Here is a 16,322-nt window from a genome sequence, read left to right as displayed (position 1 = left end):
GCCCATACTTTTTTGTTCAAATAGATCCGATCGAATTCCACGATGCGCATCGAGTCCGCAGTGGGCCGGGCGGGCGGCGCGGCTTCGGGCTCAAGCTATACGGCAATCATTTACAATTGCCGCAGGTCGACGCATTTATCGACAAACTATCAAAGGAGTCCTCATGCGAATCTTGCATACCATGCTTCGAGTCGGTGATCTGGACGCATCGATCCGGTTCTACACCGAAGTTCTAGGAATGCGCCTGCTTCGAAAGAACGACTACCCGGACGGGAAGTTCACCCTCGCATTCGTCGGTTACGAGGACGAATCCGAAGGCGCGGCGATCGAACTGACGTACAACTGGGACACGAGCAAGTACGACCTCGGAACCGGCTACGGTCACATCGCCCTCGAAGTCGACGACGCCTATGCGGCATGCGAAGAAGTGAAGAAACGCGGCGGTGTCGTTACACGCGAAGCTGGGCCCATGAAACACGGCACGACTGTCATCGCCTTCGTCGCCGATCCGGACGGGTACAAGATCGAGCTGATACAGAAGAAGGGGCGAGTCGACTGAACGTCCGGTGGCGAGCACGAGTCGCGCTGTCAGCCAGAACGATGAAAACACAGCCCGGCTTCACGTTGCACCCGGCGAATTGACGCCGGGCGAATTCGCCCGGCAATCTTGCCTCGTGCCGACGCCATCAAAAAACGCCGACGACTGACGCTCGGCGTTGCCCGCAAGAAAATCAGGCAACTCAGACGCATCAACGACCGGCATCCGAGCGCGCCCGCCGAAATCCCTACGGCTCGGCGCACGCTCGCAGAAGACAGGGCGTCGGCTCGCGCAGGCAGGTTTGCTATCGTATGGCCTTCGCCGCGCACCGGACCGACCGGCTCGCCGTGCACTCTCCCCCTCTTCACCACACCGCCATGAGCACGACCACCGCCTTGCCCGCGCGCCGCGCCCCGGATAGCTTCGCGATCCTGTTGATGATCGGCCTGTGCGCAATCTGGGGGCTGCAGCAAGTCGCGATCAAGACCACCAATGCGGCGGTGCCGCCGGTCTTTCAGGCGGGGCTGCGCTCGACGATCGCGGCGCTGCTCGTGTGGGCATGGGCACGCTCGCGCGGCACGCCGCTCTTTCGCGATGACGGCACGCTCGGCGCGGGCCTGCTCGCGGGCGTGCTGTTCGCGGCCGAGTTCGTCTGCATCTTTCTCGGCCTGACGCTGACGAGCGCGTCGCGCATGGCGGTCTTTCTGTACACGGCGCCGTGTTTCACGGCACTCGGCCTGCACTGGTTCGTCGATGGCGAACGCATGCGGCGCATCCAGTGGCTCGGCATTGTCGTCGCGTTCGCGGGGATGGCGCTCGCGTTCGCGGACGGCTTCCTGCACACGGACGCGGGCACGGCTGCAAGCGCGGCCCACGGCTCGACGCTCGCGGGCGCGGCCGGCGATGCGCTCGGCGTGCTCGGCGGCGTCGCGTGGACCGCGACCACGGTGATCGTGCGCGGCTCGCGGCTCGCGCGGACGAGCGCGAGCAAGACGCTGTTCTATCAGCTGACTGTGTCGGCGGTGGTGCTGCTCGCGCTGGCGCTGGGGCTCGGCGAGGTGCGCGTGGAAAGCGTGACGCCGCTCGCGCTCGCGAGCCTCGCGTATCAAGCCGTGATCGTCGCGTTCGTCAGCTATCTGTTGTGGTTCTGGCTGTTGACGCGTTACATCGCGTCGAGGCTGTCGGTGTTTTCGTTTCTGACGCCGCTGTTCGGCGTCACCTTCGGCGTGCTGCTGCTCGGCGAGTCGTTCAGCGCGCGCTTTCTGATCGCCGCGCTGCTGGTGCTGACCGGCATCGCGCTCGTCAACGCGCCGGCGAAACGGTAAGCGGGCTCGACGGCGGCGCCCTGCCGCCGTCGAGCGTCGAGTCTATTCCGGCGCAGCGGCCGAGCGCACCGCCACCGCCTGCGCCACACTCACGTATTCGGCGACCGGCACGTCCTCCGCGCGGCGTTGCAGATCGAAGCCGAGCGCGTCGAAATCGACGGTGCCGCGCAGCGCGGCAAGCGTGTTGCGCAACATCTTGCGACGCTGCGAGAACGCCGCCGTCACCACCCGGCCGAGCACGCTTTCGTCGACCACCGGCAGTTCGTGCCGCTCGTACGGAATCATCCGCACGATCGCCGAATCCACCTTCGGTGGCGGCTGGAACGACTCGGGCGGCACGTCGAGCTGCTTGTCGATCACGTAGCGGTACTGCAGCATCACCGACAGGCGACTGAACGCCTTCGTGCCCGGCTCCGCCACCATCCGCTCGACCACCTCGTTCTGCAGCATGAAGTGCTGGTCGATCACGCGCTCCGCGAACGTCGCCAGATGAAACAGCAGCGGGCTCGAAATGTTGTACGGCAGATTGCCGACGATGCGCAGCGACGCCTTGTCGCCCGGCGCCGCGAGCGAGCCGAAGTCGAATTCGAGCGCGTCGCCCGCGTGCAGTTCGAGCAGGTTGCCGAACTTCGTCTTCAGACGGCCGATCAGATCGCGGTCGAGTTCGACCGCGTGCAGCGGCGTCTCGGGCGTCGCGAGCCGCTCGATCAGCGGCTCGGTCAGGGCGCCGAGGCCCGGCCCGATCTCGACCATGCGCTCGCCGCGCTGCGGCCGGATCACGTCGACGATCGAATCGATCACGCCCATGTCGACCAGGAAGTTCTGACCGAAACGCTTGCGCGCGAGATGGCCCTGGTGCCGGCCTTGCTGTCTGCTGGTGGACATCGGAGAAACGCTAGAAAGAAAACTGCTTGAGAATGAAAGACGTCACGCTGGAAACACGACGCCACGCGGCGCGTCACGAGCACCGCGACCGCCCACGCTACCCGCGCCTCAGCCCGCGCGACGATGCTGCGCCATCGACACCGCCGTGTCGATCGCGGCCATCAGGCTACCCGCGTCGGCGCGGCCGGTGCCGGCCAGATCGAGCGCGGTGCCGTGATCGACCGACGTGCGGATGATCGGCAGGCCGAGCGTCACGTTGATCCCTTCGCCGAACGTCGCGAATTTCAGCACCGGCAGGCCCTGGTCGTGGAACATCGCGAGCACGCAGTCGGCTTCGTCGAGATAACGCGGCTGGAACAGCGTGTCGGCCGGATACGGACCGCGCGCGTCGACGCCCTCGCCGTTCACCTGCTGCAACGCCGGCGTGATCACGTCGATTTCCTCGCGGCCCAGATAGCCGTTTTCGCCAGCGTGCGGATTGAGCCCCGTCACGAGGATGCGCGGCGCGGGCAAGCCGAAGTGGTGACGCAGGTCGTGATCGATGATGCGCAGCGTCGCGACGAGGCTGTCGATCGTCAAACCCGCCGACACGTCCTTCAACGGCAGATGCGTGGTCGCAAGCGCGACGCGCAGCGGCCGCTTGCCGGTGCCCGCGAGCATCATCACGACGCGCGGCGTATGGGTGCGCTCGGCCAGATATTCGGTGTGGCCGGTAAACGGCACACCGGCGTCGTTGATCGTGCTTTTTTGCAGCGGCGCGGTGACGATCGCGTCGAACCTGCCGGCCACCGCGCCGTCGATCGCCGCATCGAGCAGATCGAGCACGTAGCGGCCGTTCGCGGCGTCGAGCTTGCCTGCCTGCGCTGGTGCGCCAAGCGAGTGATGTTCGAGCCGCACGCGCGGGCCTGGCGCGAGCAGCGCCGCCCAATCGACGCCGACCGCGCGCGCGCGCTCAGCGAGCAGTTGCGCATCACCGAGCACGGTGAACTGCGCGTGAGGCCAGTGCGCCGCCGCGCCGGCCAGCGCCTGCGCGGTCAGCTCGGGACCGACGCCGGCGGGCTCGCCGGTCGTGATCGCGATCTGCAGCGGGCGGTGGGTGGGCTGGGCAGCGCTCGTCATCGCATTGGCTCTGTTATTGCACGTTCGCCGTGGCCGGTTTCACTTCGACGTACGCGGTATCGCGCAGCTCGCGCAGCCAGTCGGCATACGCCTGTTCGGCCTTGCGCTGGCCGATGGCCTGACGCGCGAGATCCATCTGCTGCGCAATCGAGCCTTGCGCATCGCGGCGGCCGAGCACCTGAATCAGGTGGTAGCCGTATTCGCTGCGCACCGGCTCGCTGATCTGACCGTCCTGCAGCGAGTTCATTGCGCGCTCGAACTCGGGCACCGTCTCGCCCGGGCTGACCCAGCCGAGGTCACCGCCTTGCGACGACGAGCCGTCCTGCGAGTAGGTGCGCGCGAACTTCGCGAAGTCGCCGCCGGCGGCGATCTGGTTGCGGATGTCGAGCAGCTTCTGGCGTGCCTGCGGTTCGGACAGACCGTCGCCGACGCGCAGCAGAATATGGCGCACGTGCGTCTGTACGAGCTTCGGCGCGTCCGCGCTGGTGCCCTGGCCGGCACGGCGCTCGACCAGACGCACGATCTCGAAGCCGTCGTTGGTGCGGATCAGATCCGGATTGATCTCACCCGGACGCAGTGCCGACGCGGCCTTCACGAACTCGGGCGGCAGCTTCGACGGCGCGAGGAAGCCGAGATCGCCGCCGTTCTTCGACGCGTCCGGCGCCTGCGAATTGGCTTTCGCGAGCTTTTCGAAATCCGCGCCGCCCTTCGCTTCGGCGAGCAAACCCTCGGCCTTCTTCTGCGCCGCCTCGATGTCGGTCTCGGACGCGTTCAGCGGCGCCTTCACGAAAATGTGCTGGACGTGCAGGTCGTTCGTCTGGCCGGCGCCCGGGCCGCGCTGGCTGGCGATATAGTTCGCGACCTCGGCGTCCGTCACCGTGATCTTGCTGTCCACTTCCTTCTCGCGCAGACGCGACAGCGTCAGCTCCGTGCGCGCGTCGCTCGAGAAGGTGGTCCAGGGCACGCCTTGCGCCTCGATGCGCGCGCGGTACATGGCGAGCGACATGTTGTTCGCCTGCGCGAGACGCTCGAGCGTGCGCTGCACGGCCGCGTCGTCGATGGTGATGCCGTCTTCCTTGGCCTTCTGCAGCTGGATGCGCTCGAGCACCATCTGCGTGAGCACCTGCTGGCGCAACTGGTCCGTCGGCGGCACCGGAGCGTTCTGCTGGTTCAGCCGGTGCGCGATCAGACCGACCCGCTCGTCGAGCTCGCGCTGCGTGATGACACCGTTGTTGACCACTGCGGCGATGGTGTCCACCGTCTGGCCGCTATTGCCGCCCAATGCCTGCGCCTGTACCGACGCGACTGGAACGAAGGACGCCGCGGCGACGAGACCCGCCGCGAGTATTGCCAAGCGAAGCTGTTTCATGATTGCCACAGATACTCCAATGATGTCGGGCGCTCCGCCCGTCTTTTCGCAAGCCGTGAATGACCGGGCGAGCGTCATTCGTAGTTGGTGAACCGCGACTCCGGCGGTGGCGGTGGCGGCAACGGCATGTAGCCGGCCACACTGCTGCGGAACGCGGTCATCAGCCCGTTGTCGACGCTCGACAAGCCCTTGAACGTCAACTGCGCCAGAAACCGTGTGCTCGACTGATTCTGTCCCGACGAGTTCAGGCCGTTCGCGTAGCGCTGGATGCCGGCGCCGAGCGTCCAGCAGTCCGCGTCGTACTGCAGGCCGACCAGGCCGTCGACGATACGGTGGCCACCCAGGTCGTAGTTGAACCGGCCGACACCGTACATCCGGTGCGTCAGCGGCCATTGGCCCGAAATCAGCACCTGATTGATCGGCTGGTTGTCGAGCGTGGTATTGGCGCGGGTGTAGCGGTACGCGACGTTGATGACCTTGCCGCTCGCCGGACTGAACCCGAAGCCGACACTCGTCTTCGTGAGCTGGTTATTGTCCGCATTATATTGGAACGCCGTTTCCGAAGCGAAACCGGCGCCCAGCTTGATCGACGCGCCCGCGATCAGGTCCGAGTGCGTGGCCTGGGTACTGGTCTGGGTCGGCGTCAGCGTAACGCGCTGATCCCGGAAGTAATACTGCTGCGCGATCACGAAGCGCGCGCGCTCGTCGCCGGTGGACGGGTTGATGAAGCGCGTGGTGAGTCCGGCGGTCAGGCGGTTCGCGTCGGCGATCCGGTCGTTACCGACGAACGTATTCGGCGTGAAGATTTCCGCGAGACCGAAGTCGGATTCGGCGGTGTCGAACAGCGGCGCGTTGTTCTGGTTGCGGTACGGCGTGTACACGTAGTACAGGCGCGGCTCCAGCGTCTGGATATAGTCCGCGCCGAAAATGCGCACCGAGCGCTCGAACGTCAGTCCCGTGTCGAACGTGAAGGTCGGAATCGACTCGGTGAAATTCTTCTGCGCCCCCGGCACGTTCGCCAGATCGGTGCCGATGTTGTTCAGGTTGTACGACGCAAAGTGCCACTGCACCTTCGGCGTGACGAAGTAGCCCGGCCCCACCACCGAATACGACAGGTACGGGTTGAACACTACCCGCTGGCCTTCGCTCAGATCCGCGGTGGTGATGCGGAAGTTCGTGTAGTCGGCTTCGGCGCCGAAATCGAAGCCGCCGATGTTGTACTTCGCGTACTTGACGTTCAACTGCGGCTGGCGGCCGTACGGCGCGACCGACGGCTCCAGCGTCTGCCAGTGCTGCTCGCGCGCGAGCACGGACCACGGTCCGTTGTTGTAGGTCAACCCGGCTTCCTGCTGATACAGGAGCTGGGTGCCGTTCATGAACTGGTTGACCGACGACGACAGGTCTTCCGGATACGTGTTGTCCGAAACCTTGTTGTAATAGATGTAGCCGCCGAAGCCGTTACCGAAATTCTGGTTGTGCTGGATGTACAGCGCGTAGCGGTTGGTCTTCGTCAGGCGATCGTCGGGCAGAAATTCACCGGTGATCGACCCGGAATACGTCGGCGACAGATAGCGGAACGTGCTCTGCAACTGCACACCGCGCTTCGAGATCAGACGCGGCGTGACCGTCAGATCGCGATTCGGCGCGATGTTGAAGTAATACGGCACCGACAGCTCGAAACCGTTCGTCGAGCTCAGCGAGAACGTGGGCGGCAACAGGCCGCTGCGCCGATCGCCCGACAGCGGGAACGACAGCCACGGCGACGCGAACACCGGCACGCCCTGGAAGAACAGCACGCTGTTGTAGGCGACGCCTTCGTCCGCGCCGGTGTCGAAATCGAACTCGCTGCCCTTGATGTACCAGGCCGGATTGTCCGTGCACGCGCAGGCCGTGTAGGTGCCCTTCGTGAACACGGAGCGCTCCGCGTCGAGCAGGTCGACGCGCTGCGCGCTGCCCGAGCCGCCCGTCAGCGTGAAGTGGTACTTCGGCGCGGTCATGAAGCCTTCGGTCGAATCGACGCGCAGATGCGCTTCGGGTCCGATGAAGGTATTGCCGGTATTGATCACGTGGACATTGCCGTACGCATCGGCCATGTCCGTGTCCTGATCGTAGTGCAGGGCGTCGGCCTTGATCACGGACGTGTTGTGCCGCACTTCCGCCGAGCCCTTGGCGGCCAGATCCTGGTCGATCGTGCCGCTCGCGTGGTCGCCGAGCACGAAGGTGGCCGGCCGCTGGCCCGTTTGCAACGGATGATCCTCGAGCTGCGGCGCAAGCTGCATGCCCCACGGCGGGTAGACCGCCTGCGGTTGCGCAGCTTCCCCCACCAGCTGGGCGTGCGCAAGCGCGGGCATCAGACCCGGAACGGCGATCAGCGCCGCGACGAGCCGCCTTTTGCGCGGCACTGCTGCACAGGAAGGAGTGGTATCGGAAAGCTGTCTGGGCGGCATGTATCGTTTGGCGAGTCGACCCCTGCGCAAGCTTTCGTCGTCACGATCCACCGCCTGCACACCGCGACCGTTAGAGTCGGCTGCACGTCTGGATTCCAAATTTGCCGAGTGATAAGGCGGGCGGTGAAACGGAGCACGCGAAAGCTGGCGTGTGAGTCGCGTCAAAAAAGTCGTGGGGTATTATATGGCAAGACGTTGTCCCCAAGAATTTGCCGCCGCTTTTCATGACGCTGCCTTCCACCCAAGATTTCACCGACACCCGTCTCTCCCTGCTCAAGGCCTGGCTGCAAGGCCACGCGGCGCGCCATGCGCTCGAGCCCGACACCCTCGTTCCGGCCTCGTCCGACGCCAGTTTCCGCCGTTATTTCCGGCTCGCCGGTAAGGCGGCGCAAGGCAACGGCGCGGCCACGCTGATCGCCGTCGACGCGCCGCCGCCCGAAAAATGCCGCGAATTCGCACAGATCGCGCAATTGCTCGCCGCCGCCGGCGTGCACGTGCCGCGCGTGCTCGAGGTCGACTTCGACGCGGGCTTCATGCTCGTCACCGATCTCGGCACCGCGTCGTATCTGGGTGCGCTGACCGACGCGCAGGCCGCGGGCGACACGCGCGCGGCTCGCGCGCTGATGCGCGACGCGCTCGACGCGCTGATCCGCTGGCAGCTCAGCTCGCGCGAAGACGTGCTGCCGCCGTTCGACGAAGCGTTCCTGCACCGCGAGATGGAGCTGATGCCCGAGTGGTTCATCGGCCGGCACCTTGGCCGCGAGGTCGATGCCGCCACGCGCGCGCTGCTCGATCGCATGTTCGCGCTGCTGATCGCGAGCGCGCGCGCGCAGCCGCAAAGCTTCATGCTGCGCGATTTCATGCCGCGCAATCTGATGATCGCCGAGCCGAACCCAGGCGTGCTCGACTTCCAGGACGCGGTGTACGGGCCGATCACGTACGACGTCGTGTCGCTGCTGCGCGACGCGTTCCTCAGCTGGGACGAGGAGTTCGAGCTCGACTGCTTCGCGTACTACTGGGAGCGCGCCAAAAAAGCCGGCCTGCCGGTCGATGCCGATTTCGGCGAGTTCTACCGCCAGCTCGAATGGATGGGGCTGCAGCGGCACATCAAGGTGCTCGGCCTGTTCTGCCGCATCAACTACCGCGACGGCAAGGCGCATTACATGAACGACCTGCCGCGCTTCATCGGCTATGCACGCAAGGTGGCGGAGCGTTACGCGCCGCTGCGCGGGTTCGCGAAACTGCTCGACGACCTCGACGGCCGCGCGCAGGAAATCGGCTACACCTTCTGACCGATGACGATGTCCGTAAAGAAAGCGATGATTTTCGCCGCGGGCCGCGGCGAGCGCATGCGTCCGTTGACCGACGCGTGCCCGAAGCCCTTGCTCGAAGTGGGCGGCAAGCCGCTGATCGTATGGCAGATCGAACGGCTCGCGCGGGCCGGCATCCGTAGCATCGTGATCAATCATGCGTGGCTCGGCGCGCAGCTCGAAGCCGCGCTCGGCGACGGTTCGCGCTGGCAGGTCGAGCTGCGCTACTCGCCCGAGCACGAGGCGCTGGAGACCGCGGGCGGCATCGCGCAGGCGCTGCCGCTACTGACCGACGACGGCGCGGATCAGTTGTTCGTCGCGGTGGCCGGCGACGTGTACACCGAGTACGACTACGCCGCGCTGCACGCGCACGCCGGCCGGCTGAAGGCGCTGCCCGAGCCCGGCATGCATCTGGTGATGGTGCCGAATCCGGGATTTCACCCAAACGGCGACTTTGGTCTCGTCGATGGCGTGCTGTCGCTCGACGCGCAGCCGCGCCTCACGTTCGGCAGTTTCGGTCTGTACGACACGCGCATGTTCCGCGATCTGCCGCGCGGCACGCGGCGCGCGCTGAGCCCGTATTACCGCGCGACCATCGCGCGTGGGCTCGCGAGCGGCGAGCTGTACGAAGGCTCGTGGGAGAACATCGGCACCCAGGCGCAGCTGGAAGCGCTCGATCGGCTGCTGCGCGCGCGCTGAGCTTTACTTCGCCGGGCTCTCACCTGCCCCGACTGCTTCCGCTCTTTCCACCGCATCCGTGGTGTGCGCGGCGCGCTGCTGCAGCGCCCACATCTGCGCGAACAAACCGTTCGCGCGCAACAGCTCCGCGTGCGTGCCGCGCTCGACGATGCGCCCTTTGTCCATCACGATGATCTGCTGTGCGTGCACGACCGTCGACAGCCGGTGCGCGATGATCAGCGTCGTGCGTTCGCGCGCGATCAGGTCGAGCTCATGCTGGATCGCGCGCTCGGAGCGTGAATCGAGCGCGGACGTCGCTTCGTCGAACAACAGGATCGGCGGATTCTTGAGTATGGTCCGCGCGATCGCGACGCGCTGCTTTTCGCCGCCGGACAGCTTGAGCCCGCGCTCGCCGACCGGCGTGCCGTAGCCCTTCGGCAGACTCTCGATGAACTCGTGGATATGCGCGGCGCGCGCCGCCGCGATCACTTCGTCGCGCGTCGCCGACGGCCGACCGTACGCGATGTTGTAGTAGATCGAGTCGTTGAACAGCACCGTGTCCTGCGGCACGATGCCGATCGACGCGCGCAGCGAATCCTGCGTGACGTCGCGAATATCCTGCCCGTCGATGCGGATCGCGCCGCCCGTCGTGCGGTCGAGATCGTAGAAGCGGAACAGCAGCCGCGCGAGCGTCGACTTGCCCGAGCCGCTGTGGCCGACCACCGCCGTCGTCGTGCCGGCCGCGATCGTGAAGCTCACGCCGTGCAGAATCTGCCGCGAAGGCTCGTACGCGAAGCTCACGTCGTCGAAGCGCACCTGCGCGCCGCTCACTTGCAAAGCCACCGCATTGGGCGCGTCGGGCACTTCCCGCGGTGCGCCGAGCAGCGAGAACATGCGGTCCATGTCGGTCAGGCTCTGCTTCAGCTCGCGATAGACCACGCCGAGAAAATTCAACGGAATATACAGCTGCAGCATGAACGTGTTGATCAGCACCAGGTCGCCGAGCGTCAGACGCCCGGCCATCACGCCCTGGGTCGCGCGCCACAGGATGAACACGAGCCCCGTGCCGATGATCGCCTGCTGCCCGAAGTTCAGCGCCGACAGCGAACGCTGCGACTTGATCGCCGCCGCGCGATAGCGCTTCAGGTTCTCGTCGTAGCGGCTCGCTTCCCACTCCTCGTTGCCGAAGTACTTGACGGTCTCGTAGTTGAGCAGCGAGTCGATCGCGCGCGAATTCGCCTTCGAATCGAGCTCGTTCATCGTGCGGCGAAAGTGCGTGCGCCACTCGGTGACCTTCACCGTGAACGCGATGTACACCGCGAGCGCGACGAACGTGACGATCGCGTAATAGGCCTCGTATTTGACGACGAAAAAGCCGAGCACGAGACCGACTTCGACGAGCGTCGGCAGGATGCTGTACAGCGAATAGGAAATCAGCTGCGTGATGCCGCGCGTGCCGCGTTCGATATCGCGCGACATGCCGCCCGTCTGCCGCTCCAGATGAAAGCGCAGCGACAGTCCGTGCAGATGGCGGAATACTTTCAGCGCGAGTTGGCGCACCGCGCTTTCCGTGACTTTCGAAAACAGGATTTCGCGCAGCTCGGTGAAAAACGACGTGGACAGCCGCGCCACCGCATACGCGACCACCAGCAGGCCGACGCCGCCGAGCAGCACGATGCCGGGCGCGTCCTGCGCGCGGCCGAGCGCGGTCAGATGCCGGACCGACGCGAGACTGTCGACGATGCGCTTCATCACGATCGGCACGCCGAGGTTCGCGACCTTCGCGCCGATCAGGCAACTGAGCGCGAAGCTGACTCGCCATTTGTAGGTGGCAAGGTATGGCAGCAGCGACAGGATCGTTTGCCAGTCGTTGCGGGGTGCGGTGGAAATCGGCGAGGGTTCGGACGAAGGAGCGCGGCGCATAAATCGTGGGGAGAGTGTGGAGCTGCCGGAGTTCGCAGCGGCGCGCGGCTCGCGCGCTTCGCTGGGTGCTTTCCCGTACAATTCCTGATCTTTCCATTGTCGCAGAAGCCGACTGGCGGCGCTTTGCATGGCCTAGGTCGAACTGGCCCAGCCATTGCGTCAATGCGCGTCAATACACTCGAACACGTTTCCCAAGGATGTCCCGATGACCGATCTTCTTCAGCTTCCGTCCAAGCCGTGCGCGCTGCGCGTCATGCCGCAGCCATCGGACGCGAACATTCACGGCGACGTGTTCGGCGGCTGGATCATGGCGCAGGTCGACATCGCCGGCTCGATTCCGGCAAGCCGTCGCGCGAATGGGCGGGTCGCGACGATCGCGGTTAATTCTTTCCTGTTCAAGCAACCGGTGTTCGTCGGCGATCTGCTGAGCTTTTACGCGGATATCGTGAAGACCGGCAATACGTCGGTGACAGTGTCGGTCGAGGTCTACGCGCAGCGGTTGAGGCTCTCGCAGGAAGTCGTCAAGGTCACGGAAGCGATCCTCACCTACGTCGCCACCGACAGCGACCGCCGTCCGCGCGCGCTGCCCGCGCTGGACTGAGCCGGCGAGGATGCTTAAGCTAGCGATTCCACGCGTCACGCGCCGCGCCACCCGCTAGCCGTTCCAGCCGATCAGCGCACGAGGCCCGGGGCGCCCCCATAGTCGCTCTTCTCATGGAAACGAGATGAAACTGATCGGAATGCTCGACTCGCCCTACGTGCGGCGCGTCGCCATCTGCATGAAGCTGCTCGCGCTCGACTTCGAACACGAGTCGATTTCGGTATTCCGCACCTACGACCAGTTCGCGAAGATCAACCCGGTCGTCAAGGCGCCGACGCTCGTCGCCGACAACGGCGCGATCCTGATGGACTCGACGGTGATCCTGCAGTATCTGGCAACGCTCGCCGGCCCCACCCCGCTGTTCCCGACGCAGGCCGACGCGGCGTTGCGCGCCGCGCGTCTGACGGGTCTCGCGCTCGCCGCGTGCGAAAAGAGCGTGCAGATCGTCTACGAGCGCAATCTGCGGCCTCAGGAGAAGCAGCATGAACCGTGGGTCGAGCGCGTGCGCGCGCAACTGCTCGCCGCCTATGCCGAACTCGAACGCGAGTTGGGCGAAGGGCCGCTGCCCGACACGCAGCGGCAGTTCAGCGCGGCGGACGTGGCCGTCGCCGTAGCCTGGCAGTTCACGCACATGATGCTGCCGGAGGCGGTCAGCAAGGCCGATCATCCGCGGCTCGAGAAGTTTTCCGCGGTCGCGGAAAGCCTGCCGGTGTTCAAGGACACGCCGGCTCAGTGACCGGCGTTGGACGCGGCACGCGGCGACACGCGGCGACACCCGTCGCCGCGTCACGCTCCCCTCACGCCGGCTCCAGCTCCGGCACCAACCCGCCGTGCAGCAGTTCGGAAATCGCTTCCGTCGATAGCGGCTTCGCGAAATAGAAGCCCTGCATTTCGTCGCACGCGCGTTCCTTCAGGAAGGCGAGTTGCGCTGACGTTTCCACGCCCTCGGCGATCACCTGCAACTTCAGCGAATGGGCGAGCGCGATGATCGCCGACGTGATCGTCTCATCGTCGCCCGATACGCCGATATCCGACACGAACGAGCGGTCGATCTTCAAGCGGTCCACCGGGAAGCGCTTCAGATAGCTGAGGCTCGAATAGCCGGTGCCGAAGTCGTCGATCGCGAGACCGATGCCGAGCGCGTGCAGTTCGTTGAGCATCGACACTGCTTCTTCCGCGTTGCGCATGATCGTGCTTTCGGTCAGCTCGAGTTCGAGGTACTTCGGTTCGAGTCCGGTCTCGTCGAGCACCTGCATCACGAGCTTCGCGATGTCACGCTGCTGGAACACCCGCGCCGACAGATTCACCGACACGCGCGCCGGCGGCAAGCCCTGATCCTGCCACGCCTTGTTCTGCCGGCACGCCTCGCGCAGCACCCACTCCGACAGCGGCCCGATCAGCCCGCTTTCCTCGGCGAGCGGAATGAACGACGACGGCAGCACGAGCCCGACCTCGGGATCGTGCCAGCGCACCAGCGCCTCGATGCCGACGATCTGTCCGCTGCCGATATCGACCTGCGGCTGATAGTGCAGCAGGAACTCGTTGTCGCGCAGCGCGCGGCGCAGGCGTCGTTCGAGATTCAGGCGCGCGCCCGCGCTCGCGTTCATCTCCGGCTGATAGAACTGGAACGTGTTGCGCCCCATGTCCTTCGCGCGATACATCGCGACGTCGGCCTTCTTCATCAGCGTTTCGGCATCCTCGCCGTCCTGCGGGAACAGGCTCGCGCCCATGCTGCAGCCGACGTACAGCTCGGTGCCGTCGAGCCACACCGGCTCGGCGATCGACGCGCGCACGCGCTCCATCCACGTGATCAGCGATTGCTCGTCGACGGTGTCGGTCATCACGATCACGAACTCGTCGCCGCCGTGGCGCGCAACCGTGTCGCTGGTGCGCGAGCAGCGCGCGAGCCGTTCGGCGACCACCCCGAGCAGCCGGTCGCCGACGCTATGGCCGAGGCTGTCGTTGACGTTCTTGAAGCCGTCGAGATCGAGGAACACGACCGCGACGCCCGAATGATGCCGCTGCGCGACGACGAGCGCATGTTCGAGCCGGTCGCGCAGCAGGTTGCGGTTCGGCAGCCGCGTAAGGCCGTCGTAGTTGGCCTGGTATTCGAGCTGCTCCTGATAGCGGATCAGCTCGGTCACGTCGTTGATGACGCCGATATGATGGGTGATCACGCCTTCCGCGTTCGGCACCGGCGCGATGAACAGCTGATTCCAGAACAGCGCGCCGTCCTTGCGATAGTTGCGCACCACCGCGCTGACCTCGCGATTCGCCGCGAGCGCCGCGCGGATCAACCCGACGCCTTCCTGGTCACGGTCGTCGCGTTGCAGCACGCGGCAGTCGTGGCCGATCACCTCGGCGGGATCGTAGCCGGTGATGCGCATGAACGCCGGATTCACGTATTCGATCAGATTGCCCGACGGCGACGGCGCGGTGATCAGGATCGCGTTGACGCTCGCGTCGAGCGCCCGGCTTTGCAGACGCAGCGCGAGATCGGCGCGCTTGCGCTCGGTGATGTCGGTGTACGAGCCGAGCACGCCGATCACCTGACCGCCGCCGTCGGTGAAGGGCAGCTTGCTCGTGACCGTCGTGCGGTGCACGCCGTCGATCACGAAGTCGACCTCGAAGTTCATCTTGGGCACGCCGGTGCTCACGACTTCGCGATCGTGCTCGCTCAACAGGTCGGCGAACGCGCGCCACGCCAGGTCGGCGTCGCTCTTGCCGACCACCTGCTCGGGATACGCGAGCCCCGCGTCGCGCGCGAACGCCATGTTGCAGCCGAGATAGCGCGAGTTCAGGTCCTTCCAGAAGATGCGCTGCGGAATGTTGTCGATCACCGCTTCGAGCATCTGATTCGAGCGCTGCGCTTCGGCTTCGGCGTTGATCTGGTCGGTCACGTCGTCCGCCAGCACGAACGAGGCGTCGCGGCCCATGAAGTTCAGTGCGTGATAGGACACGTTGACGCTGAGGATCGAGCCGTCCTTGCGCCGATGCCGCCAGATGCCCGCCATCGTGTGGCTCTGGCGGAGGTCGGCGCTACGCTGCAGGTGCGTCTCCAGGCGGCCGATTTCCGAGTTCGGGCGGATCGCGCGGATCGTCATGCCGAGAAACTCGTCTTCCGTGTAGCCGTATTGCTGGATCGCGGCCTTGTTGACGGCGAGAAAGCACAGCGTGTCGCGATCGAAGATGTACATCGGCACGGTGTGATCGTCGAACAGGCTGCGAAAACGCTCGTCGTTGCGCACCAGCGCGCGGGCGCTGCGCAGTTTTTCGCGAGCGCTGTTCTCGCGCACGCCGAACGTGAGGAACAGCAGCACGCTGCCGGTGAGCATCGTCACGAGCAGCACGAACATCGCGCGCTCGCTGTCGCTCGCCGATGCCGCGAGCGAGGTCTGCAACGAGCGGTTTTCCTCGCTGCGCAACGTGGCGAGCGCGGCTTCGACACGCTCTGGCGCGGGGGCAAGATGCGAGTTCGACGGCGCAGGGTCGAGGGATGCCTCGAATGGCGCGTCGAGGGGGGCCGCGCCTGGCGCTTCGGTCGATGCCGCGTGCGCCGCCCCCGACGCCGCGCTTGCCGCTCCGGGCAGGTCACTCGCCTGGTTGCGCAGCGTGTCCTCGAGATCGTGCTGCAACGCGTGCCGCGCCGCGCTCAGGCTGGCGAGCGCCCCCAACATGTACGGCTCGCTCGCGAGCTCGTCGCGCAGTGATTGCTCGCGGCTCGCGAGTGTGTTCGTCATCGAAGCGGCCGCGGCGGGCGGCACCGGCTTGCCCGATTCTTTCAGGCGGTGCAGAGCGGCGAGCGCGTTATCGAGCGCGGCGTGATACGCATCGAGGTTCTGGCGCACGCTGGTCGAGCGCGCGAGGCGCGCATCGGCGTCGCGCTGCCCGCGAATCTGCGTGTACGCGACGAACGCGTTTGCACCGACCGCGACGACCACGACCGCAATATTGATCAGCAGTCGCTTCGATAGAAAAGGATTCATGGGTTCCGAACGTCAATCGTTCCGAGGGCGGGAGAGCGCGCTCGCTGCCGGTGCGTCGGGCCGCACCGATGCAAGTCTTTTACGCGCCATCCTTTGGATATCGGCAGCGATCGGAAGCGGGTTGAGGGTCGGCGTGAAAAA

At 65.6% G+C, this 16,322-nt stretch carries 12 protein-coding genes; 6 read left to right on the top strand and 6 right to left on the bottom strand.

Translation table 11 applies throughout. From position 1 onward, the window contains the following. The first annotated feature begins 163 nt into the window (after positions 1-163). Together gloA and F6X40_RS07200 are read left to right on the top strand one after the other, a co-directional pair. A complete protein-coding gene (gloA, locus tag F6X40_RS07205; RefSeq protein ID WP_018419422.1) occupies positions 164-559 on the top strand; it encodes a lactoylglutathione lyase in 396 nt (131 codons plus the stop codon). Between the two features lie 356 nt (positions 560-915). Further along, on the top strand, positions 916-1,863 hold the full coding sequence (locus tag F6X40_RS07200) for a DMT family transporter (protein WP_187627283.1): 948 nt from the start codon (positions 916-918) through the stop codon (positions 1,861-1,863). 42 nt (positions 1,864-1,905) lie between these two features. On the opposite strand, the gene rsmA is transcribed toward F6X40_RS07200, so the two are convergent. The 4 genes from rsmA to F6X40_RS07180 form a co-directional block, all read right to left on the bottom strand. After that, positions 1,906-2,748, bottom strand: a complete 843-nt coding sequence (gene rsmA, locus F6X40_RS07195; protein ID WP_184067172.1) for a 16S rRNA (adenine(1518)-N(6)/adenine(1519)-N(6))-dimethyltransferase RsmA — start codon at positions 2,746-2,748, stop codon at positions 1,906-1,908. A 108-nt stretch (positions 2,749-2,856) separates the two neighbouring features. After that, positions 2,857-3,867: a 4-hydroxythreonine-4-phosphate dehydrogenase PdxA gene (gene pdxA, locus F6X40_RS07190; protein WP_187627282.1), complete on the bottom strand. Its 1,011-nt coding sequence runs from the start codon at positions 3,865-3,867 to the stop codon at positions 2,857-2,859. 13 nt (positions 3,868-3,880) lie between these two features. Next, a complete protein-coding gene (locus tag F6X40_RS07185) occupies positions 3,881-5,245 on the bottom strand; it encodes a peptidylprolyl isomerase (protein WP_184067166.1) in 1,365 nt (454 codons plus the stop codon). A 65-nt stretch (positions 5,246-5,310) separates the two neighbouring features. After that, positions 5,311-7,683, bottom strand: a complete 2,373-nt coding sequence (locus F6X40_RS07180) for an LPS-assembly protein LptD (protein ID WP_184067163.1) — start codon at positions 7,681-7,683, stop codon at positions 5,311-5,313. Positions 7,684-7,907: 224 nt separating this feature from the next. On the opposite strand from F6X40_RS07180, the gene F6X40_RS07175 reads away from it, so the two are divergent. Together F6X40_RS07175 and murU are read left to right on the top strand one after the other, a co-directional pair. Next, entirely contained in the window at positions 7,908-8,975 is a 1,068-nt protein-coding gene (locus F6X40_RS07175; protein WP_187627281.1) for an aminoglycoside phosphotransferase family protein, read from the top strand. A 3-nt stretch (positions 8,976-8,978) separates the two neighbouring features. Then, on the top strand, positions 8,979-9,692 hold the full coding sequence (murU, locus tag F6X40_RS07170) for an N-acetylmuramate alpha-1-phosphate uridylyltransferase MurU (RefSeq protein WP_187627280.1): 714 nt from the start codon (positions 8,979-8,981) through the stop codon (positions 9,690-9,692). Positions 9,693-9,695: 3 nt separating this feature from the next. Here murU and F6X40_RS07165 read toward each other — a convergent pair whose 3' ends face one another. After that, positions 9,696-11,594, bottom strand: coding sequence for an ABCB family ABC transporter ATP-binding protein/permease (locus tag F6X40_RS07165; protein WP_184067156.1), 1,899 nt, complete (start codon positions 11,592-11,594; stop codon positions 9,696-9,698). A 205-nt stretch (positions 11,595-11,799) separates the two neighbouring features. Between F6X40_RS07165 and F6X40_RS07160 the strand changes: the two genes are divergently transcribed. Further along, positions 11,800-12,195, top strand: a complete 396-nt coding sequence (locus F6X40_RS07160) for an acyl-CoA thioesterase (protein ID WP_090803024.1) — start codon at positions 11,800-11,802, stop codon at positions 12,193-12,195. A gap of 124 nt (positions 12,196-12,319) precedes the next feature. After that, positions 12,320-12,931, top strand: coding sequence for a glutathione S-transferase family protein (locus F6X40_RS07155; protein ID WP_187627279.1), 612 nt, complete (start codon positions 12,320-12,322; stop codon positions 12,929-12,931). Between the two features lie 61 nt (positions 12,932-12,992). Here the strand turns inward: F6X40_RS07155 and F6X40_RS07150 are convergent, their stop codons facing one another. Then, the gene (locus F6X40_RS07150) at positions 12,993-16,181 is read right to left on the bottom strand and encodes an EAL domain-containing protein (RefSeq protein ID WP_187627278.1); all 3,189 of its coding nucleotides are present in this window, start codon (positions 16,179-16,181) and stop codon (positions 12,993-12,995) included. Positions 16,182-16,322: the final 141 nt, after the last annotated feature.

Source organism: Paraburkholderia sp. UCT31 (genome assembly GCF_014397655.1).
Classification (GTDB): domain Bacteria; phylum Pseudomonadota; class Gammaproteobacteria; order Burkholderiales; family Burkholderiaceae; genus Paraburkholderia; species Paraburkholderia tuberum.
The sequence above is the reverse complement of the archived record's forward strand: the minus strand, read 5'-3'. Positions and strand labels throughout refer to the sequence as shown.